20 protein-coding genes are annotated in these 20,313 nt (G+C 40.3%); 7 read left to right on the plus strand and 13 right to left on the minus strand.

The genetic code is table 11. The features are described from left to right. Window positions 1-255 precede the first annotated feature (255 nt). The 6 genes from napA to CQA63_RS02985 are packed head-to-tail and all read left to right on the plus strand — an operon-like array spanning window position 256 to window position 6,735. Window positions 256-3,069 carry a nitrate reductase catalytic subunit NapA gene (gene napA / locus CQA63_RS02960; RefSeq protein ID WP_104699322.1) on the plus strand — a complete coding sequence of 938 codons (2,814 nt, stop codon included), beginning with the start codon at window positions 256-258 and terminating at the stop codon, window positions 3,067-3,069. A 9-nt stretch (window positions 3,070-3,078) separates the two neighbouring features. Beyond that, a complete protein-coding gene (gene napG, locus CQA63_RS02965; RefSeq protein ID WP_104699321.1) occupies window positions 3,079-3,915 on the plus strand; it encodes a ferredoxin-type protein NapG in 837 nt (278 codons plus the stop codon). Next, window positions 3,912-4,844 (plus strand): quinol dehydrogenase ferredoxin subunit NapH, encoded by a 933-nt coding sequence (gene napH / locus CQA63_RS02970; RefSeq protein ID WP_233706546.1) that lies wholly within the window; start codon window positions 3,912-3,914, stop codon window positions 4,842-4,844. The genes napG and napH overlap by 4 nt, the downstream gene beginning before the upstream one ends. Next, complete coding sequence (locus CQA63_RS02975) at window positions 4,841-5,359, plus strand: nitrate reductase cytochrome c-type subunit (RefSeq protein ID WP_104699320.1); 519 nt, start codon at window positions 4,841-4,843, stop codon at window positions 5,357-5,359. Before napH ends, CQA63_RS02975 begins: the two co-directional genes overlap by 4 nt. A 6-nt stretch (window positions 5,360-5,365) precedes the next feature. Continuing rightward, window positions 5,366-6,370 (plus strand): WD40 repeat domain-containing protein, encoded by a 1,005-nt coding sequence (locus CQA63_RS02980; RefSeq protein WP_104699319.1) that lies wholly within the window; start codon window positions 5,366-5,368, stop codon window positions 6,368-6,370. Between the two features lie 2 nt (window positions 6,371-6,372). Then, window positions 6,373-6,735 (plus strand): chaperone NapD, encoded by a 363-nt coding sequence (locus CQA63_RS02985; RefSeq protein ID WP_104699318.1) that lies wholly within the window; start codon window positions 6,373-6,375, stop codon window positions 6,733-6,735. Between the two features lie 150 nt (window positions 6,736-6,885). Here CQA63_RS02985 and CQA63_RS09400 read toward each other — a convergent pair whose 3' ends face one another. The 4 genes from CQA63_RS09400 to CQA63_RS03000 form a co-directional block, all read right to left on the minus strand. Continuing rightward, on the minus strand, window positions 6,886-7,077 hold the full coding sequence (locus CQA63_RS09400) for a hypothetical protein (RefSeq protein WP_147288716.1): 192 nt from the start codon (window positions 7,075-7,077) through the stop codon (window positions 6,886-6,888). 85 nt (window positions 7,078-7,162) lie between these two features. Next, on the minus strand, window positions 7,163-8,032 hold the full coding sequence (locus CQA63_RS02990) for an alpha/beta hydrolase (RefSeq protein WP_158655426.1): 870 nt from the start codon (window positions 8,030-8,032) through the stop codon (window positions 7,163-7,165). A 457-nt stretch (window positions 8,033-8,489) separates the two neighbouring features. Next, on the minus strand, window positions 8,490-8,882 hold the full coding sequence (locus CQA63_RS02995) for a group III truncated hemoglobin (RefSeq protein ID WP_104699316.1): 393 nt from the start codon (window positions 8,880-8,882) through the stop codon (window positions 8,490-8,492). A gap of 11 nt (window positions 8,883-8,893) precedes the next feature. Continuing rightward, window positions 8,894-9,331, minus strand: coding sequence for a copper resistance protein CopD (locus CQA63_RS03000; protein WP_104699315.1), 438 nt, complete (start codon window positions 9,329-9,331; stop codon window positions 8,894-8,896). A 101-nt stretch (window positions 9,332-9,432) separates the two neighbouring features. Here CQA63_RS03000 and CQA63_RS03005 point away from each other — a divergent pair, with 101 nt between their 5' ends. Next, the gene (locus CQA63_RS03005) at window positions 9,433-10,008 is read left to right on the plus strand and encodes a Crp/Fnr family transcriptional regulator (protein ID WP_104699314.1); all 576 of its coding nucleotides are present in this window, start codon (window positions 9,433-9,435) and stop codon (window positions 10,006-10,008) included. Window positions 10,009-10,013: 5 nt separating this feature from the next. On the opposite strand, the gene CQA63_RS03010 is transcribed toward CQA63_RS03005, so the two are convergent. From CQA63_RS03010 to rpsG, 9 genes are read right to left on the minus strand one after another with little or no spacing between them, the layout of a single operon-like run. Then, window positions 10,014-11,381: an MATE family efflux transporter gene (locus tag CQA63_RS03010; protein WP_104699313.1), complete on the minus strand. Its 1,368-nt coding sequence runs from the start codon at window positions 11,379-11,381 to the stop codon at window positions 10,014-10,016. After that, the gene (gene kdsB, locus CQA63_RS03015) at window positions 11,378-12,097 is read right to left on the minus strand and encodes a 3-deoxy-manno-octulosonate cytidylyltransferase (RefSeq protein ID WP_104699312.1); all 720 of its coding nucleotides are present in this window, start codon (window positions 12,095-12,097) and stop codon (window positions 11,378-11,380) included. Before kdsB ends, CQA63_RS03010 begins: the two co-directional genes overlap by 4 nt. Before the next feature lie 28 nt (window positions 12,098-12,125). Next, entirely contained in the window at window positions 12,126-12,509 is a 384-nt protein-coding gene (locus CQA63_RS03020; protein WP_104699311.1) for a GtrA family protein, read from the minus strand. A gap of 24 nt (window positions 12,510-12,533) precedes the next feature. Further along, on the minus strand, window positions 12,534-14,159 hold the full coding sequence (locus CQA63_RS03025) for a DUF6056 family protein (protein WP_342352869.1): 1,626 nt from the start codon (window positions 14,157-14,159) through the stop codon (window positions 12,534-12,536). Further along, window positions 14,153-16,198: a hypothetical protein gene (locus CQA63_RS03030; protein WP_104699309.1), complete on the minus strand. Its 2,046-nt coding sequence runs from the start codon at window positions 16,196-16,198 to the stop codon at window positions 14,153-14,155. The genes CQA63_RS03025 and CQA63_RS03030 overlap by 7 nt, the downstream gene beginning before the upstream one ends. Then, on the minus strand, window positions 16,176-17,174 hold the full coding sequence (locus tag CQA63_RS03035) for a glycosyltransferase family 2 protein (protein ID WP_104699308.1): 999 nt from the start codon (window positions 17,172-17,174) through the stop codon (window positions 16,176-16,178). Before CQA63_RS03035 ends, CQA63_RS03030 begins: the two co-directional genes overlap by 23 nt. Before the next feature lie 31 nt (window positions 17,175-17,205). Further along, on the minus strand, window positions 17,206-17,730 hold the full coding sequence (locus tag CQA63_RS03040) for a c-type cytochrome (protein WP_233706545.1): 525 nt from the start codon (window positions 17,728-17,730) through the stop codon (window positions 17,206-17,208). A gap of 20 nt (window positions 17,731-17,750) precedes the next feature. Then, window positions 17,751-19,829 carry an elongation factor G gene (gene fusA, locus CQA63_RS03045; RefSeq protein ID WP_104699307.1) on the minus strand — a complete coding sequence of 693 codons (2,079 nt, stop codon included), beginning with the start codon at window positions 19,827-19,829 and terminating at the stop codon, window positions 17,751-17,753. A gap of 14 nt (window positions 19,830-19,843) precedes the next feature. Beyond that, window positions 19,844-20,311 carry a 30S ribosomal protein S7 gene (rpsG, locus tag CQA63_RS03050; RefSeq protein ID WP_104699306.1) on the minus strand — a complete coding sequence of 156 codons (468 nt, stop codon included), beginning with the start codon at window positions 20,309-20,311 and terminating at the stop codon, window positions 19,844-19,846. Window positions 20,312-20,313: the final 2 nt, after the last annotated feature.

Genomic DNA, 20,313 nt, shown 5'->3' on the forward strand with positions numbered 1-20,313 from the left:
TTGCCCCGATAAACTAAGAGGCATTATGCCCAAGATATGCAAAACGTATAAAGACTACCCCCATACACTAAGCAAAGTAAATATTTAGCATACACAAAGCGATAGATATTTTTATATACAAAGACAAATTAACAAAAAATAATTTTTTCTTAACCATAATTGATTTTTATCAATGTTTAAAAATGAGAATCATAGATAGAATCCGCTTTCAGTATTTGGTATCAAATGCGAAGTGAGATTGACAAAGGAGGTTTTATGACACAACAAATACAAGAAAATAAACCCAAGCTTTCACGAAGAAATTTTTTAAAAAGCGCAGCGGCAGCTTCAGCAGCGGCAAGCGTGGGTTTAAGCGTCCCAAGTATTATGCAAGCAGAATCAGATAATGCCCAAAAGCTTTGGAAATGGGATAAATCTGTATGTAGATTCTGCGGGACAGGCTGTGGCATTATGGTAGCTACGCAACAAGATAGTAATGGGGAGCGCAAAATCGTAGCTATCAAAGGCGACCCCCAAGCCCCTGTAAATCGAGGATTAAACTGCATTAAGGGGTATTTTTGCGCCAAAATTATGTACGGAGCAGATAGACTTACAAAGCCACTTTTGCGTATGAATGAAAAGGGAGAATTTGACAAAAAGGGCAAATTTGCCCCCATCAGTTGGGAGAGGGCTTTTGATGAAATGGCAAAACATTTCAAAAAAGCTTATAATGAATTAGGACCTACAGGTATAGCCGTATTTGGCTCTGGGCAATATACCATTCAAGAGGGCTATGCAGCAGTAAAATTAGTCAAAGGTGGTTTTAGAAGTAATAATATTGACCCCAATGCGCGGCATTGTATGGCAAGTGCTGTCGTGGGATTTATCGAAACTTTTGGCATTGATGAGCCTGCTGGCTGCTATGATGATATTGAACTTACAGATACGATTGTTACTTGGGGAGCGAATATGGCAGAAATGCACCCTGTGCTTTGGAGCCGCGTAACAGATAGAAAGCTAAGTAATGATAATGTCAAGGTGATTAATCTCTCAACATACACAAACCGCACTTCAGATTTAGCAGATATTGAAATTATTTTTAAACCCCATACAGATTTAGCAATTTGGAACTTCCTTGCAAGGGAGATTCTCAATCGTAATGCTATGGATAAAACTTTTGTCCAAGAAAACTGCGTCTTTAGCACAGGTTTTGTCAATATCGGTTATGGTATGAGAAATAACCCCAATCACCCAAAATTCTCCGATAAAGAAAAAGACATTGTGGCTAAAGAAGTCTCAAAAGTCGTAAGCGAAGATGAGGGCGTTACTTTGCAATATCTTGGCATTAAAGCAGGAGATGTTATGCAAATGGACAAAGCAGGCGCTGCTGGGAATCATTGGGGGATTAGCTTTGAAGATTTCAAAAAGGGCTTAGAGCCCTATAATTTAGATTTTGTAGCCCAGCTTGCTAAAGGCAATCCCGATGAAAGCATAGAATCTTTCAAGCAAAAACTTCAAGCCTTAGCGGATTATTACATAGATAAAAATCGTAAAGTCGTTAGCTTTTGGACTATGGGAATGAATCAACATCAAAGAGGCACATGGGTAAATGAGCAAAGCTACATGGTGCATATGCTTCTTGGCAAACAAGCTAAACCCGGTAGCGGGGCATTCTCACTCACAGGGCAGCCAAGTGCTTGCGGCACTGCTCGCGAGGTAGGGACATTCTCTCATAGATTACCCGCAGATATGCTCGTAGCTAACCCCAAACATCGCGAAATGACAGAAAAAATATGGAATCTCCCCGCAGGCACACTCAATGGCAAAATCGGTGCTCCATATCTTAAAATTATGCGTGATTTAGAAGATGGGCTGATTAAATGGGCGTGGGTGCAGGTTAATAATCCTTGGCAAAATACCGCCAATGCAAACCACTGGATCGCCGCAGCAAGAGAGCAGGATAATTTCATCGTAGTGAGTGAATGCTACCCCGGAGTGAGTGCCAAAGTCGCAGATTTAATCTTACCTACAGCAATGATTTATGAAAAATGGGGCGCTTATGGTAATGCAGAGCGCCGCACTCAACACTGGAAACAACAAGTAATAGCCCCCGGGGAAGCGATGAGTGATATTTGGCAAATGGCAGAATTTGCTAAACGTTTCACAATCAATGAAGTATGGGGCAAAGCTTATGATAAGCTTGACTTAAAGCCCGTGCTAGAATCTGCTCTTGCTATGGGATATAAGGAAAGTGATACACTTTTTGATGTACTCTATGCAAACAAAAATGCAAAAGCCTTTAGCACGCAAGATTCTATGCTTAAAGATGAGCTTAATAGCGAAGTCTTTGGGGATTCTCGTGAGGTAAAAGATGGACAGAATCAAATATTTAAAGGCTATGGATTCTTTATCCAAAAATACCTTTGGGAAGAGTATCGCCAATTTGGCTTAGGGCATGCACATGATTTAGCAGACTTTGATACTTATCATCGTGTGAGGGGCTTGCGCTGGCCCGTTGTGAATGGGAAAGAAACACAATGGCGCTTTAATGCAAAATATGACTTTTATGCCCAAAAGTTTGGTAATGGCAAAGCCTTTGCATTCTATGGACATCAGGGCAAAAGCTTGCAAACAGGCTCATTGCACGCACCAAATGATGGGCAAATGAGTATTGATAATAAAGCAAAAATTTTCCTCCGCCCCTATATGGACCCATGTGAGATGCCCGATAAACAATACCCCATGTGGCTTTGCACAGGACGTGTATTAGAGCATTGGCATAGTGGGACTATGACTATGCGTGTGCCTGAACTCTATCGTGCCGTGCCTGAAGCACTCTGCTATATGCACCCCGAAGATGCACAAGCGCAAAACTTAGCACAAAATGAAGTGGTATGGGTAGAATCACGAAGAGGCAAGGTAAAAGCAAGGCTTGATTTACGCGGTAGAAATCGCCCGCCAAAAGGGCTTGTGTATGTGCCTTGGTTTGATGAAAATGTTTTTATTAACAAAGTCTGCCTTGATGCGACCTGCCCCATTTCAAAGCAAACAGACTTTAAAAAATGTGCTGTTAAAGTCTATAAGGCATAAGGATAAAAAGTGAAAATACAAAAGCCACCAAATCCACAGAGACGGCAAGCCTTGCTAAAAATAGGGCAAAATACAGGCTTTGCTCTCTTTGGCGCGCTTCTTTGGGGAGCATATATTAATGTAGCTAAAGCCGGAAGTACTCATATCTTGCGTCCGCCCGGGGCAAGTGAGGAAGATTCTAAATTTATTGCAAGCTGCATTAAATGCGGGCTTTGTGTAGAATCTTGCCCATTTTACACACTCAAACTTGCTACACCAAATGACAACACAACACTTGGCACGCCATTTTTTGAGCCACGCAAAGTCCCTTGCTATATGTGCGAGGATATTCCATGTGCTAGTGCATGCCCTACTGATGCCCTTGATTTAAAGCGACTTTATCAACCTAAAAAAATGGAAGAAAATGCACAATACACACAGCCAAGCATTAATAATGCAACTATGGGCGTAGCGGTGGTGGATGCTAAACATTGTGTTGCATATGCGGGGATTCAATGCGATGCGTGCTATCGCGCATGTCCCTTGATTGATAAGGCAATAGTCTTAGAATACAAGCGTAATGAACGCACAGGCAAGCATGGCTTTTTGCTGCCCGTTGTTGATAGTGATTATTGCACAGGTTGTGGAATGTGTGAGAGGGCATGTGTAACCGAACTCCCCACGATTATTGTATTTCCTCGTAATGTCGCATTGGGCAAAATGGGCACAAACTACATTAAAGGTTGGGATAAACTCGATGAAAACCGCCTTTTTGAACAAAAAGAACCAAAGCCTAAGGCACAAAAGCCCGATAAAAAACTCGATGAGAGTTTAGAATATCTCAATAATTCACTAGGAGAGCTATGATGAAGACTTCAAAAGTGCGATTCTTGCTTCTTAGGCGATGCGTTCAATTGCTTATTATTGTGTGTTTTGTATTGGGTAATTGCTCTATAGCTACGTTTAAAAATATTCAAAACAAAGAGGAAAAGCTTATCTTAGGTGGTGATATTTCATCGCTTATGGGAGATTCTAGCTCGGTTATTGCCAAGCAAAATAGCGGCTTTAGCTTCATCGCACAGGGGAATTTAAGCTATGCAGAATGGTTTGGCGGGGCGATTAAACTCGCCGACCCTTTAAGTGCTTTGCAAATCTTCCTTGCTGGTGGGGGCTTAGCCCTTGATGTTTGGCTTGGCGTTATGCTTGTGGTGGTGCTTTATGGTGTATTTTTAGGGAGAGCCTTTTGTAGCTTTGTATGCCCTATCAATCTCATTACTGATTTTGCAAGCTTTTTACGTACGAAGCTAAAGCTAAATAACTCTCCATATAAGCTTACCCTCCCGCGTTCAACGCGCTTTGTGATACTCTCTCTCACACTTGTACTCAGCGCACTTTTTGGCGTAGCAGCTTTTGAGCTTATTAGCCCCATTGCGATGTTTCATCGTGGCATTGTCTTTGGGATGGGCTTTGGAGTGTTTGCCATTATGGCTGTATTTTTATTTGACCTTTTTATCTTAAAACATGGCTTTTGCGGACATATTTGCCCACTTGGGGCACTTTATAGTCTCATTGGGAGATTCTCACTTTTGCGCGTATCACATAAAGTGGCACATTGCACAAAATGTATGCAATGTGTGCGGATCTGCCCCGAGCCGGAAGTCCTTAAGGGCATTGGTAAAGAAGATGGTGCATTCAAAACAATGACTTGCTTGCGTTGTGGAAGATGTATCGAGGCGTGCGATGATAATGCACTCACATTTAGTCTTATAAACTTCACACATAAGGAAAGAAAATGAAAAAATACATACTACTCATTGGATTACTTGGCTTTTTTGGCTGTAATGATAATACACAAAGTCAAGCCCTCAAGGATACTGACATTGGTATTAGGAAAGTAGATTTACAAGATGAAAAAGATGTAAAACTCCTTGAATATACATATTCTGATGCCATAGCAGGGGAAAGCACAAGGATTGAGCGATCCTTTGAAAATGCCCCGCCTATGATTCCACATAGCACTGAAGATATGCTCCCTATCACGCAAGATAATAACCAATGTCTTGCGTGCCACGACCCCGCCATTGCTGCAGACCTAGGAGCGATACCTATCCCCGCTTCGCACACTTATGACTTACGTGCCAATAAAGAATTAGGCGAAGTGGCTCATGCACGATTTAACTGCGTGCTTTGCCATACACCACAAGCAAATATAACCCCAAGTATCGCCAACACCTTTACTCCCACTTTCCGCACACAAGAAGCAAAAAGCCAATCAAATCTGCTTGAAGTGCTAAATGAGGGCGTGAAATAACTGCCAATGAATGCGTTTTTTAAGCTTATATGCGCCCTTTGTGCCACGTGCTCTCTTGTGATTGCAAAAGATGGCATTCTCTTAGAGAGTAAAAATGCTCAAAATATACAAGTAGAGGGCATTATTACGCATATTAGCACTTTTGCTAACCAAATCTTTGTGGGCAATGCTGGTGGGGGAATTGATATTTTCACCATCGATACAAACAAGATGGCACATAAAACCTCTAGCCTCACTCTAGCCCCCATTGAAGATTACTTTGGCAATACCTTTGCCCCTCGCGTATTTGATATAACCACCTTTGATGGCAAAACATTATTTGTCTTAAGCGAAGCCTCTCACGGGGGCAAGCAGATTCTCAAACTCTCACCCAAGCAAAAGCCCGAAGTGATTTTTCACACCCCTAGCTCGCCTAAACGTATTATCGCTTTGAATGAGGATAAGCTTGTCGTTGGATTTTTGAGCAATGAAGTAGGCATTTTTGACATCACACATGGAAAGTTTGAGTTTATCACACACCCAAGCCAAGCTGGATTCTCTGATTTATGCTTAAATGCTCCTTTTATATTTAGCACTGATGAATCAGGCATTGTACATGTCATTAGTCTAGCAAATGGGGAGATTCTAAAGAGACTTGATAAAATCAACAAAGACAATAACTACCAAATTGTCTCTCAAAAGAGCACGATTCTTACCGCAAGTGTAGATAGGCAAATGGGCATTTACACCTTTGAAGTAAGCCAAGATTCTAACTTTGAGCTTAAAAGTGCTACAAGCATTAAAAGTGAGTTTCTTATCTATGCGGTAGGTATATCCCCCCAAACCAAACTCGCCGCATTTAGCAAAAATGAGCAAAATGATATAAGTATTATCGATCTGCAGACATTACAAGAAAAATACACACTTCAAGGCTCAACATCACTCATTAATAGTATTATTTTCTATGATGAAACAACGCTTATTTCAGGAAGCGATGATAAAAATTTCATTATCTGGCAACTTAAGGAGTAAATATGAATATCTCAAGCATTGTCGTAAAAACCACACAAGAAGACTACCTATCTGTAAGAGCGCAGATCGAGCAAATAGAGGGCTGTGAAATCTATATTGAAGATAACCAAAGCCAACAAATCATCGTAGTGCTTGAAGCCCCTAGCACACAAGAAGAGATAGCTATTAATAAACATTTGGAATCCCTTAAAGGAGTAGTAAGTGCGAATATGCACTACACCTACCAAGAAGATGAGCTCAATGCAGAGCTTAAAACAAATGAGCAAGGTATATGTGAGTTTCTTAATGATACCTCTATCCCCGCAGAGCAAATGAACTATGCTGGCTCTGTGGCATATCTTATGGGGAAAAAGCGGGCAAAATAGGCAATATGTGGCTCTTTAAATAAGGGGTGGTGTATGTTTATAGCAGCGAGAGTATGCTTCACTACGACTAGATAGGGAATTATTGTGTGGAGTTAGTAATTTTGTCATACCTTTACCCCTAAAGGGAGTGGAGAATTGCTTTTAGATTCACTAAAGAATCCTTACCTTATCATGTCTTGTGGGAGCACGAGGTACGACCAAAGAATCTCTTTTGTCGTCTAGTGATTCCTTTAGCGATTCTTCAGTCGTTTCACTCCTAAAGACATGACAAATTAACGGAGTTGTTAGCAAATCTAATAGAGATTCTTCGCTCAAGCTCTGTCCGTCCACAAGAGGCTGCAAAGAGACAGGGTCGCTAGTGATTCTAAGAAAGCTTCTTTAGACTTGCAAGCCACCCCCAACATATAACAAACATCAAATCTAAGCACTACTCTTCATTCATAAAATGCTCCAACCCCAACATCATTGCCAAAGGCAAGGAACTGCCATGTGTTTGGTTTGCAAACTCTTTAAATATCACATTTGGACTTTTGGCATTAAAAAATGTAACAAGCTCTTCGAGTTTAGGATATTCCCTATTTTGCTTACTTTGTAAGAGACTTTTAGAGAGATGATTTTGCTGCCCTTGGACCTCTAAATCTCCACGCGTGAAGATAATATGAGCCTTGCTCAAATCTTCCTTTAAGGCTTGCTGCTTATACGCCTCTACAAAACTGCCAAACCCCCACCATAGTGATGGCGAAGCACACACATAATGGCTAAAGCTCCCTCCACTATAACTCAAAGCATAGAGCACAAAAAGCCCGCCAAAAGAATGCCCAAAAAGCATTTCTCGCTTAGGGCTACCAAATCGCTCTTTTATCAAAGGCTTTAACGTAGTGAGAATAAAGTCTAAAAATTCACTCTGCCCTCCTCCACCGCCAAACTCATCTTGCAAATCTTTAGCCAATAAAGGCGTATAGTCATACGTCCTTAATGCCCTATCAAAGGCTAAAGGACTATCATGCCCTATCCCCACAATTATGGGCAATCTATCCACGTGAGTATTCGCAATCTCATTAAGCAAAATAGGAAAAAAGGCATTACCATCGAGCAAATAAAAGATACTTTTCTCATCTTTAGTATCTTTTGGCAAGGCAATATGAATCTTATAGGATTTCCCCTGCTTGTTTTGCAAAGAGAGGAATTCTATATCAAATAAGGCTTTTGCAGCCTCTGTGATAGGGGCTATCTCTTGTGTAGGTGCACCAACAACATAAGCCCAAAAACTTAAAATAATGACAATAGCCCTATACATACGCTTCCTCCATAGGATATTGGGAATAAATCGCTTCATTATAATATAAAATCCCACTCTTGGCTTTAATGGTGCTTCGTGCGATTGATTTTTATCCTAGACGAAGCGTGACTCACAGGTGGGAGACATTTAGGACTTTTTGTCATGTCTAGAGCAAAGCCGAAGAATCTCTCTTAGACACTACTAAAGAATCGCTAGAGACTCCAGCAGCAATTCTTCACCCTAAAGGGTAAAAAGGCAAATTTAGTGCCCCCAGCACAGGCACTTTAAGCGGACAACTTAAGCCCTTAGAAAACGACTTGATAGAGCCCAAAGTGCGCTTACTAGTCAAACTTTAACCAACCACCCAAAAGGGTAAAAAAGTCAAAACTAGCGCCCCCCCCCCCGCAGGGCTTTAGGCGGTTTGTGTAATTTACTTACACAAACCAAGATTTTAAATCAATGATACAAGTCTGATTCAATGCACCATACCACTTTCATATATAATATATTGGAATCTTTGGGCTATCATCTGGGCACGGGATAAAATATGTGTAATATCCTCTTCTCTCACATACACCGCCCTTAAACTCTCCTCAAAAAGTGCTAGCCACACATTAAAAAGCTCTCGTGGAAATGGAGGCAAGTCTAAATGTGCCTTTAATGGCTGCCCGTGATAATCCCCAACTCCTAGCAACATACCCTGCCAAAAGCTGCCAATCTTTGCTTTATGCGCTTGCCACTGCTCATCACTTGTGCCAATTTTGGCATTAAAAATCTTGCCTAAACCATTGCCATCAACGCGAATCTTCCCATAAAATATATCCATAAGCTTCATAATGGAATCTGCATTTATTGCTTCATATTTCATTTTTACTCCTTTTATATGATAAACGCCACTTTTGCAAGGACTACAATCATAAAGCCAAGTATTAACACAATGGGGTGTATCACATTGGCAAGAGGGTTTTTAAAACCTAAAAACTTACAACTAAGCGAGATAACCACCATAAGCAAGATACATAGAGCCAAACACATTTTCACTATAAGTAATATTTGCAAAGGTGTATCAAAATAGCCATGTCCGCCTCCGATATAACGGCTTATCATCGCCCCACCGCTTAAGATAAGCAAAAGTAAGCAAAAAGGCATTATCTTCACACCCCTTTGGGTGATTATTGAAAACACGCGATTAGCTATTTCATTCCCTAGTATCTTTCTTAGTGGGCTTAAAAGCACGACATCGGTAAAAATATAGCCTAAAAATATAATTGCACAGCATATATGCACGATAAGCAAATACGGATAAAGCGCTTCCATATATTCTCCTTTTTGAAATAAAAGGGAATGCTATAGCAAAACTCATAGAAAAAAATTAATTTGTGTTAAGATTTCTCAAATTTTACCCTTAAGGAGAAGCGATGGAAGAACTTATCCGAGCGCTACGTAGCATTAGTCGCACTCATCAATATACAAAAGACGAGATTATATTTTTTGAAGGGCAAAAGGCAGAGCATTTACTCTTACTCATAAGCGGCAAGGTGCGGCTCTATAAGGCAAGCTCCAATATAAACCACACTTTAGAGCATACATTGCACACTTTATGCGCCCCACAATTTATCGCTGAAATGCCCTTTTTTATGAATCTTGCCTATCCTGCCAATGCCGAGTGTGTGGAGGATTGTGAGATTATGAGCATAAGTGCTAGAGCATTTTATAAAGACTGCTTAGCAGATAAGCAGATATGCCTTTTGTTTATCACTTCACTTTGCCAAAAAGTGCAGATTCTAGAAACTCATATTGCTACATATAATCAAAGCATACAAGAGCGCCTTCTCTCCTACCTCAAGGCACATCATAACCAACTCCCCTCCTTAAGTCAAAAGCATATCGCCCAAAGTCTCAATATCAGCCCTCAATCTCTCTCACGCACATTAAAAATACTCAAAAAGCAAGGGATTCTCAACACCTCTAAGGGCAAAATTACCCTTTTATAAAAACCCTATCCCTTATGGGCAAGCACGCCATAGCGCCACTCCCACACTACCACACCCAATGCGACAAAGCTAGAGCATATCATAGCAAGGGGATAAGAAAGCCACACACCAAAAACTCCATAATAATGAGAGAGGACAAATAATAAAAGCAGCACAAAAATGAGATTATAAGAGAGCGTGATAATAAAAGAACTTTTAGGAGCTCTAATAGCTTGAAAGAAAATCGCGCTTACGATATTAAAGCCCAAAAAGATATAAGCCACAAAATACACCCGCGCAGCTATGAGGGTAGATTCTAAAATATTCTCTTGCTTGAGAAATAAACCTACCATAAAAGTATCTATAAACAAGAATAGCCCATACATCGCTATGCCTAGCAAAGTAGCAAAAAGCGCACCAAAGATATAAATACCCCTTACGCGTTGCATATTCCCTGCACCATAGTTATAGCTCGCTATGGGCTGCACACCTTGCGCACAGGAGAGGAGTATCGTCCAATACACCACCCCTATATACATCACAATGCTATAAATAGCCAGATATTCCACTCTCGTAGATTCTGTATCTGCTAGAGATTTAAGCGTGTGATTAAACATAATCATCACAAATGCCACGCTAAGCTCGGCGATACTTTGAGGGATACCATTTTTTGCTGAAGCAAGCACGGCGTTAAAGGAAAATCGTTTGATAAAATAGATTTTGCCCCTTTTGCTTATAAAATGGCTTAAAAGTATGCCTAGCCCTAAGGCATGCCCTAATATCGTAGCCAAAGCAGAGCCAAATATACCCCACTCTAAAATAAAAAGGAAAAGATAGTTAAGCACAATATTTGAGGCGGAGCCTATAATCATCGCCACCATAGCCAAAATGGGACGTTTGTCATTAATAGCAAATACATCAAGCAAAGGCTGTAGTACAATAATCACAGACCCTAGAAAAATCACCCTTAAATATTCTACCACATAGCCTAGCACACTCTGGCTTGCACCTAAGGCAAGAGCAATCTCTTCCACATATACAAAAAGCAGCACACTTAAAAACGTTGAGGAAAAAAACGCAAAATAAAACACAGAGCTAAACATTAATCTCGCACGCTCTTCTTCTCCCTTGCCTAAAAAATAAGAGGCAATAGAAGCCGCCCCCAAACCAAAAAGCAGCTCAAAAGCGATGATTACAGGAAACACGGGCCAGCAGAGCCCAATAGCGGCTAATGCCTCCTCGCCTAATTTCTTACCCACAAAAATGCCATCAAAAGTCGAGTATGTAGAGAGAGCGAGCATAGCGCATAAATTGGGGATAAAAAAGTAAAAAAAGAGGCGAGGGAGTGAATCTGTATGTAAATTCACTTTCTCATTATCTGCAGCTACACTCATTGCAAGCGCTCTAAGGCTAGCTGATAATCTTCTTTGGTATCAATACCCATACTTTGAGTTTGCACAATCTCTAAAGCTATAGACTTCCCATAATAAAGTGCCCTTAGCTGCTCTAGCTTCTCTATATCTTCAAGCGGGCTTTGAGGCAGGGCACAAAATGCCCTAAGATGCTTTGCATAATATCCATAAACCCCCAAATGCCCTAAATATGGGGTAGATTCTAAAGACTTACAGGCTTTATCACGGCAAAAGGGAATAGGAGCGCGTGAAAAATAAAGTGCCTCATTCTTAGCATTAAGCACCACTTTCACAAGATTAGAATCTATAATATCTGCTTGAGAAATCACTTTTGCTAAAGTCCCCATAAATGGGGCTTTCTCTCTCATAAGATTCCCTAAAGTTTGTATCACTTCATGCTCTAAAAATGGCTCATCAGCTTGGATATTTAGCACAATCTCATCATCGCCTAAGCCCAAAATTTCGCTTGCTTGAGCACATCTATCTGTGCCGCTATTATGGCTTGTATCTGTCATCACGCAATCAATCTTATATGCCTTGCAGACAGATTCTATCCTTATATCATCACAAGCCACCACGACATCATCGACTTCTTTTGCATTAAGAGCCGTACGCACAACCATAGGCATACCGCCCAAATCGCAAAGTACTTTCTGTGGAAATCGTGTAGAAGCCAAGCGCGCAGGGATAATAATCATATTTCACTCCTTTAGATATATTTCTCTTTTATGACCTAAAAGCATAATATCTGCTCATCACAAACCCAATGCACACATACACCGCTCCACCAACAATCTGCGCGATATAGGCGTTTAAGCCAAAGATTCTATATGAGCAGCTCATAGTGATAAATTGCGCGATATATGCCACACCCATAGCAAGCAAAAATCGAGGCAAATCGCGTTTATGTGATGAAGGAGAGGCAAAAGTGAAAGTTTTGTTTAATATATAAGAGATGATAAAACCCACGCCATAGCCTATGATATTTGCCACTTCAGGCATAAAACCACACCATAAAGCGAGGAAAATCACGCCATAGCCTACGCATGTATTAATAATACCAATGCCAAGATACATAAGCCCTGATTTTGCCACTGAATGCTTGCTCATACACGCTCCAAGCTATGATTTAAGCTATTGTACTATAAAGGACTTAACTCCAAAATAATGGGCATAAGAGGTATTGGGCCACTCATTGGGGTTAGCTCCCGGATTCCCCCAGTCGCCATATTGATGATAAAATGACTTAAAAGTAGAGGCTTTCACTATCACTTCTTGCTTGCCTGCAAGCTTTTGCTCCTCAATACTATCAAGCATTGCATTCCATTTTATTCGCCCATGTATATAGCTACTTAGCACAAAGATTCCATAAGCTATGCAAAGAGCAAGGATAATATTTTGAACCCTTCTTGCTTTTTGCCCCCCTAGCATAACACACCATTGCCTATATACAAATATCACCATCACAGCACCAATTAATACATACACAAGCCTTGCACGTGAGGGGATACCCACTTGTATTGTGCTGCCCACAAAGAGGCAAAAAAGCAAAAATGCTATTAAAAGTTTTGCAAAGAGTTTAGCTAAATCTTCCCTTTTTTGCCTATGATAAAAGCGCATCATAAAAGCAAAAAATCCAATAGCTAAGACAAAATGCAAAAGAGGCACTACATACACGAGATAAGAGTGAATCTTCCCACAATGACGGACAAAAACAAACCACAACACCAATGCGATAATACAAGGAAAGAGATATATTGGTTTCATACCTGCTTTTATGCGCTCATAACACACAAATAAAATAGGAATAACAATCATAAAAGCACTTAAAGGGACAAATTTTTGATATACAATATTTAAATGCTTGATTTGCGCTAAAAGGCTCATATGCCAAATATCTGAAAGCAAATAAAAAGATTCCCTCCCCATAAGCTCCCACCATACAGCCGCTCTCTCCATATGACCGGGGCTAAAATACAAGGCAAGCCAACCAAGCAATAAACCAACAATGCCACTATAATACCACAGAGGCAGCCTTAGATGAGCCCTAAGGGCATATATCAAAAAGCCTATATGCACAAGAAGTGCGACAATCCCTATCATCTCGCTACTCATACCACCAATAAAGCATAGCACAAATAAACCTATCGCCTGAAGCAATGCTAAGCCTATGCTACAAGATGCTACAAGGCTTTGTGAGTGGCTGCTTTTATCAAACACCCTCCCCCAATATAAGCGATAAGGGATAAAGCAATAAATTAAAGCACAATACGCCCATAGATAATTTAAGCTTCCCGCTGCCCAAAGGAAAATCGCTCCAAAAGCAGAGCGAAACATAATAATTAGCATTAAAATGCTTAGAATCATCATATCATCAAAGCCCCGTGGCAAGCGACCAAAGATAAACACAAAAAAGCCTAAAATAAAGGCAAGGGCTATAAGGGTATTAAGCAGGGCAAAATAAATACTTGGGGCAATGCTTGCTACATAGGCAACCCGTAGCATTTCAAAGATTCTGCCATTCCAGTGCATATAACTTCTCCATGCGCCCTTTAATCCCTCAGCACTAGCACCCAAATCATCACTCTGTGTGGGAAGAAGACAATTTAAAAGCAATAAAAATACTCCTAAGACACAAAAAAAGTAAATTATACTTTTACTATTGCCCCCCCCCCCGCTAACATACTTTTCATAACACTCCTTTATGCCAATGTAAATGCGTATTGTAAAGCAAAATTCCTTAATAGGTTTATTTAAGATTTTAAAACAATGCTTTTTAAAGTGGCAATACTATAGAGATGTCTTTGCTGATAGATTTGCAAAGGGCAGGGGTTTTCATCGCTAATATATTCTATTTCTCCATATAAAGCCACAAGCGCGCTTAAATCCTTACAATCATTGATAAAGATTACTTTATTTTGAGGGGGAAGATAGGGCAGTATGAGTGAGGCATAATATACATAATCTTGGACAAAAACAACCGATGGCAAAGACATAGCTTGATATGTTGGGCTAATAAGAAAATTGCTATTGTTGATTGAGGCGATATTATGCTTTTGCGTGGGTATAACGCTCCATGTGCAGCATAAAGCGATGATACAAGCCCCTACTTTAAGGAATCTTGCATAAGTTCTTCCATAAAGGGATATAAGCACCAATACACTCTCAAAAGTACCAGCACACATAAGCATTATAAGCCCAAAGGCTGACATCACATAACGTAAATCTTTAAAAGGAGCAATGTAAATAACCATATAAGCCCAGAGTAATGCACAGATTCCCAAAATAAATGCCACAATAGGCAAGGGAAAAAATGAAAAATCTCTAAAATATGCCTTTAGGGTAGAAAAATGCCTTATGCTATATATCACACAAAGGCATATACCACAAATACTTACAATAATCACACTCCAAGAAGTAGCATTTAATACTATATCAAAAAAAGACCTTGTATTTTCCCCAAAATGTGAAAGGAGGTATTCTATGCTTAGCTTATCGCCTGCTTCTTGTGCTCTATAGCCACTAAAGGCAAAGAGATATTTAGGATATAAAAGCGTGCATAAAAGCAAGGAATACACAAGGCTTGTTAGGAAAAACAATCGATTGTGCGGGAGTTTCCACCTCCATAAAGTCGCTAAAGCAAACACTCCTATAACAAAAATAGCAGCAAAATAGCCACTTAAAAGCAATATAGAGCTAGAGAGAGCTAAAAGGGCTACTTGAGTTGAGATTAAAGGTATGCAAAGTATCAACACACAGCCCAATACATAGCATATAGCAAGCAGCACAAAGAAGGAGGGTTGCACATAAATCTTATAGGGCATAACCCCAAGGCTTTCACCTTGAGAAAGCATCTGCCTAGTATGTATCTCCAAATAACGAGCCCTCTCTTTTGTAGAAAAGCTCATAGGGGCAAACGTTTTAGCAAATATCATCGAATCTACCAAAGGTTCTAAAGTAATATAAGGCTTATGCTCCCTAAAAATAGGATTTGTAAAAATCATCTTCCCCTCATAGCCTTCTTGTGTAACTTCGCTCACTACGACTTCAGCATACCTCACTTCATGGCTTAAATGCACAAATATCGCACACACCCCTAGAAATAAAGCAAAACCCACACTCCATAACTTGATATATCTTTTTGATTTATTTACACATTTCAAATACCTATCCAAGGCAGCTTGCGTTGGATTCTTTAAATATGCTAGGTACTTAAATAGCACAAAGCAAAAGCCAAAAAACGCAGCCTCTTGCAAGGCGTATGGTCGCAAGAATAAAGTATTGCTGATACCTGCGGGATTCAAAAAGCCTAAAGCCAAAAAGCAGAGCACAACATACCCATGCCTAAAAAGTTGCAGAGCAAGCATAAAGGCAAAGCTAAAAGCGCAGAGCAAAAACACAAAATTCAAACCCAAGGCTCGGTAAAAGATATGCTTTAAATGCGTATCACTAAAGCCAATATGCCATAAACGCAATAGAGAATAATATAAATTGGTATGCGGACTATCGCGATTATCAAGCCATAAACGTCCTACATCAGCCAATGCCCCACTCAATGTAGAATCATTCCATAATATCGCCTCTTGCATTTGCCCAGCCTCATAGAGCTTATTGCCCTCAAATGGCTTTATCCAACCATATTCATTATATTCAGCAAGGGTGATGGAGAGAATCTCATCCATATGGAAGACGTCTTTAAACTGCGCATAATGCAATCTCAACACACACGCAAAAGCCAAAATCAACAATGCGGCATAGAGGATAATTTTTGATTGGCTACTTTGACGAGTTAGGTTCATTTTGCTTTTTCTCTATATAGAGAGGTCTATGCTTTACTTGCTCATAAATCCTTGCTATATACTCCCCAATAACTCCTAGTATAATCAACTGCACACCGCCCAAAAAGGCTATCCACGCCACGAGCGAAGTCCAACCCATAACAGCATTATTAAAAATAAGTGTGCTGATAATGGCATAGCAACCATAGCCAACACTTAGCACGCTCATCATAAGCCCCAGCACAAATGCCACACGCAAAGGCAAAATGCTAAAGCTAATAAATCCCTCTATGGCATATTTAAAGAGTTTCCAAAAACTCCAGCCACTCGTGCCTTGCACACGAGGAATATACTCATACTCTAAACCTAATCTTTTAAATCCCACCCATTCAAACATCGCTTTTGAAAAACGATGATATTCACTCATACTTAAAAGTGCATCAACTACTTGCCTATCCATAAGGCGGAAGTCTCTCACGCCTGATTCTAAATGCACTTGAGAGATGAGATTACTTAAGAGATAAAAACCTTGAGAAAGCTTGGCTCTGAAAAAACTCTCTCCTTTGCGAGAAATACGTTTAGCATAAATAACATCTGCAGCTTTAGCCTGCCATTTAGCAAACATCTCAAGGAGCATTGATGGCGGGTCTTGCAAATCTGCGTCAATAATAGCAACGCAATCTCCGGTGCTTGCTTGCAAGCCGGCATACATCGCACTTTCTTTTCCAAAATTACGAGAAAAGTCAATAACCTTTATTTGGCTTTTAGCTGGGGGGGGGGATAGATTAAATGAAGATGGGGTAGATTGCATGTTTTTTAAAGAATGAAGCATTTGTAATGTGCAATCACTGCTTCCGTCATTGACAAAAATTAATTCAAACTCACTATTTGGATATGCTTTAGCAATATCCTCAAGCACTCCAAAAGTTGTTTTTGTAAAAATAGACAAATTGGCTGATTCATTATAGCAAGGAACCACAAGAGAAAGTTTAGCCATAAGTTTCCTTTATGCCCATAGTGTTCAATTTCTACAAAGAATCAATATAGCTTGCTAATGCCTCAATATCCTCATCACTTAAATTTTTAGTCTGCATATACATAATCACAGAATTACCGCCCTTGCTTAGCGTTCTGGCACGAAAACCTTTGAGAGATTCTATAACTTGGGCTTTATGAAGTGAAGCGAGAAGCACATTACCCACACTACCGGGAGCAACGCTTTTGCCATCTTTGCCATGGCAAGGTGCGCATTTAGCATAAAGGGCTAAAGCATCAGACTTAGTCTTTTTAGCCTGAGGCTGCGTAGAAGTAGATTGCGATGTGCTAGATTCTGTAGAAATGGTGCTAGGAGATGAAGTTTGTGGGTTTTTCTCTATTGATTGGCTATTGTCTTTACTCTCTAAGGGGTCAGTAGCACGGGGAGTATCGATTTTATTTGTATTTTGCTTTACATTTGACTTCTCTATGCCTTGCTGGCTTTGGCTCTCCTTTTCATCTGTAGAACAAGCAACAATAAACAACGCCAACACACAAGGCAAAAGATATTTCCACATAATAACCCCTTATTCTAAGCTCAACCTTTGCGTTTTTCTACAATTTCTTTCGCTACATTACTTGGGACTTCACCATAATGGTCAAATTCCATTGTATATGTCCCTCGCCCTTGCGTAGCAGAACGTAAATCAGTGGAATATCCAAACATTTCAGCCAAAGGCACAAAGGCATTAACAATTTTTAAGCCCATACGATCATCCATAGCATTGATTTGCCCTCTCCGTCTATTCAAATCTCCTATCACATCGCCCATATACTCTTCTGGCACTTCTACTTCAACTTTCATCAAAGGCTCTAGTAATACCGCATTTGCCTTACGACAAGCATCTTTAAACGCCATAGAACCAGCAATTTTAAACGCCATTTCAGAAGAATCCACGTCATGATAGCTTCCATCATAAAGCGTTACCTTAAAATCAACAACAGGATAGCCAGCAAGCACACCATTTTGCATTGCTTCTTGGATACCTTTATCAACTGCGGGGATATATTCTTTTGGAATCACCCCACCGCTAATATTATTTACAAACTCATATCCCTCACCGGGCTCTTTTGGCTCAAGTCTAATATGTACATGACCATATTGACCGCGCCCGCCTGATTGCTTGGCATACTTGCACTCCTGCTCTACAGCCATGCGGATAGTCTCTCTAAAGGCAACTTGTGGCTCACCTACTTCAGCTTCAACCTTAAATTCGCGCTTCAATCTATCAACGATAATCTCTAAGTGTAGCTCACCCATACCACCAATAAGTGTCTGCCCTGTCTCTTCATGTGTGCTTACTCTAAAGCTTGGATCTTCTTCAGCAAGCTTGCCAAGAGCTATAGACATTTTCTCTTGGTCTGCCTTTGTCTTTGGCTCTACAGCGATTTGTATCACAGGCTCTGGGAAATCCATACGTTCTAAAATAACAGGTTGCTTCTCATCACAAAGTGTATCACCCGTAACAGTGTCCTTCAAGCCCACAAATGCACAAATTTCTCCCGCATAAATTTCTTTAATATCCTCACGTTTATTGGAGTGCATTTTTAAGAGGCGCCCTACACGTTCCTTTTTCCCTTTAGTGGAGTTTAAAACATAGCTACCAGATTCTAATCTACCACGATAAGCACGGACGAAAGTTAATTGCCCAACAAATGGGTCTGTCATAATTTTAAATGCTAATCCAGCAAATGCTCCATTATCACTTGACTCTACGCTAAGCTCACTCTCATCTTTTGGGTCAATACCTTTAATCTCAGCCACTTCTGTAGGAGCAGGGAGAAAATCTACTACCGCATCTAAGAGTGTTTGCACACCTTTATTTTTAAAGCTTGAGCCACAAAGCATAGGGATAAGGCTCATATTTAAACAGCCAATTTTCACACCCTTTTTAATATCTTCAATACTTAAATCTTCGCCACCAAGATATTTTTCCATTAATGCTTCATCTTGCTCTGCAGCAGCCTCTACAAGCTTTTCACGATATTCATTTGCTTTATCCACAAGCTCTGCGGGAATATCCTCAATATCATACTTTGCGCCCATAGACTCATCATTCCACACTATGGCTTTCATTTGCACAAGGTCAATCACACCCTTAAAGCCTTCTTCTGCGCCAATGGGGATATTAATAGGCACAGGATTAGCCTTAAGACGTTGCTTGATTTGGCTCTCTACATTGTAGAAATTCGCCCCTATTCTATCCATTTTATTAACAAACACCATACGAGGAACGCCATATTTATTGGCTTGTCTCCAAACCGTTTCACTTTGTGGTTGCACACCACCTACAGAGCAAAACACAGCCACAGCACCATCAAGCACACGCATTGAACGTTCAACCTCAATGGTAAAATCAACGTGTCCGGGCGTATCAATAAGATTAATTTGATAGTCTTTCCAAAAGCAAGTTGTTGTCGCAGAAGTAATGGTGATACCCCTTTCCTTTTCTTGCTCCATCCAGTCCATAGTCGCAGCACCATCATGGACTTCACCAATCTTATGACTTACACCTGTGTAGAATAAAATTCGCTCTGAAGTGGTAGTCTTACCCGCATCAATATGTGCAGCAATTCCAATATTTCTAATTCTTGCTAAAGGGGTTTTTCTTGCCATTACCAATCCTTCTTTTACCAACGATAATGTGCAAAAGCTTTATTTGCTTCAGCCATTTTATGAACATCTTCTTTTTTCTTAAAAGCCGCTCCCCTATCATTAGCCGCATCAACAAGCTCACTTGCCAAACGTTCCACCATTGTGCGTTCATTTCTCTTACGCGTTGCCTCAAGTAACCAACGAATAGAAAGAGATTGCTGGCGAGCTGGTCGTACTTCCACAGGCACTTGATAAGTAGCCCCACCTACGCGACGACTTCTTACTTCCACAAGAGGTTTTACACGTTCAAGGGCTTTTTCAAACACTTCTATACCCTTTTCACCACTTTTTTCTTCAATCCTATCAAATGCCGCATAAATAATTTTTTCACTCACACTTTTTTTACCATCAAACATCATTTTATTAATAAATTTTGTAACTACCTTGCTTCCATAGATTGGGTCTCCTAGAATCTCTCGCACGGGAGCTTTTCGTCTTCTCATTC

This window comes from Helicobacter marmotae (assembly GCF_003364255.1).
GTDB classification, from domain to species: Bacteria; Campylobacterota; Campylobacteria; order Campylobacterales; family Helicobacteraceae; genus Helicobacter_C; species Helicobacter_C marmotae.

What these genes read in the sequence shown, in the direction of transcription:
- napA (WP_104699322.1), top strand. Translation starts at nt 256, where the DNA reads ATGACACAACAAATACAAGAAAATAAACCCAAGCTTTCACGAAGAAAT.
- napH (WP_233706546.1), top strand. Translation starts at nt 3,912, where the DNA reads ATGATGAAGACTTCAAAAGTGCGATTCTTGCTTCTTAGGCGATGCGTT.
- CQA63_RS02975 (WP_104699320.1), top strand. Translation starts at nt 4,841, where the DNA reads ATGAAAAAATACATACTACTCATTGGATTACTTGGCTTTTTTGGCTGT.
- CQA63_RS02980 (WP_104699319.1), top strand. Translation starts at nt 5,366, where the DNA reads ATGAATGCGTTTTTTAAGCTTATATGCGCCCTTTGTGCCACGTGCTCT.
- CQA63_RS02985 (WP_104699318.1), top strand. Translation starts at nt 6,373, where the DNA reads ATGAATATCTCAAGCATTGTCGTAAAAACCACACAAGAAGACTACCTA.
- CQA63_RS02990 (WP_158655426.1), bottom strand. Translation starts at nt 8,032, where the DNA reads ATGTATAGGGCTATTGTCATTATTTTAAGTTTTTGGGCTTATGTTGTT.
- CQA63_RS02995 (WP_104699316.1), bottom strand. Translation starts at nt 8,882, where the DNA reads ATGAAATATGAAGCAATAAATGCAGATTCCATTATGAAGCTTATGGAT.
- CQA63_RS03000 (WP_104699315.1), bottom strand. Translation starts at nt 9,331, where the DNA reads ATGGAAGCGCTTTATCCGTATTTGCTTATCGTGCATATATGCTGTGCA.
- CQA63_RS03005 (WP_104699314.1), top strand. Translation starts at nt 9,433, where the DNA reads ATGGAAGAACTTATCCGAGCGCTACGTAGCATTAGTCGCACTCATCAA.
- CQA63_RS03010 (WP_104699313.1), bottom strand. Translation starts at nt 11,381, where the DNA reads ATGAGTGTAGCTGCAGATAATGAGAAAGTGAATTTACATACAGATTCA.
- kdsB (WP_104699312.1), bottom strand. Translation starts at nt 12,097, where the DNA reads ATGATTATTATCCCTGCGCGCTTGGCTTCTACACGATTTCCACAGAAA.
- CQA63_RS03020 (WP_104699311.1), bottom strand. Translation starts at nt 12,509, where the DNA reads ATGAGCAAGCATTCAGTGGCAAAATCAGGGCTTATGTATCTTGGCATT.
- CQA63_RS03030 (WP_104699309.1), bottom strand. Translation starts at nt 16,198, where the DNA reads ATGAACCTAACTCGTCAAAGTAGCCAATCAAAAATTATCCTCTATGCC.
- CQA63_RS03035 (WP_104699308.1), bottom strand. Translation starts at nt 17,174, where the DNA reads ATGGCTAAACTTTCTCTTGTGGTTCCTTGCTATAATGAATCAGCCAAT.
- CQA63_RS03040 (WP_233706545.1), bottom strand. Translation starts at nt 17,730, where the DNA reads ATGTGGAAATATCTTTTGCCTTGTGTGTTGGCGTTGTTTATTGTTGCT.
- fusA (WP_104699307.1), bottom strand. Translation starts at nt 19,829, where the DNA reads ATGGCAAGAAAAACCCCTTTAGCAAGAATTAGAAATATTGGAATTGCT.
- rpsG (WP_104699306.1), bottom strand. Translation starts at nt 20,311, where the DNA reads ATGAGAAGACGAAAAGCTCCCGTGCGAGAGATTCTAGGAGACCCAATC.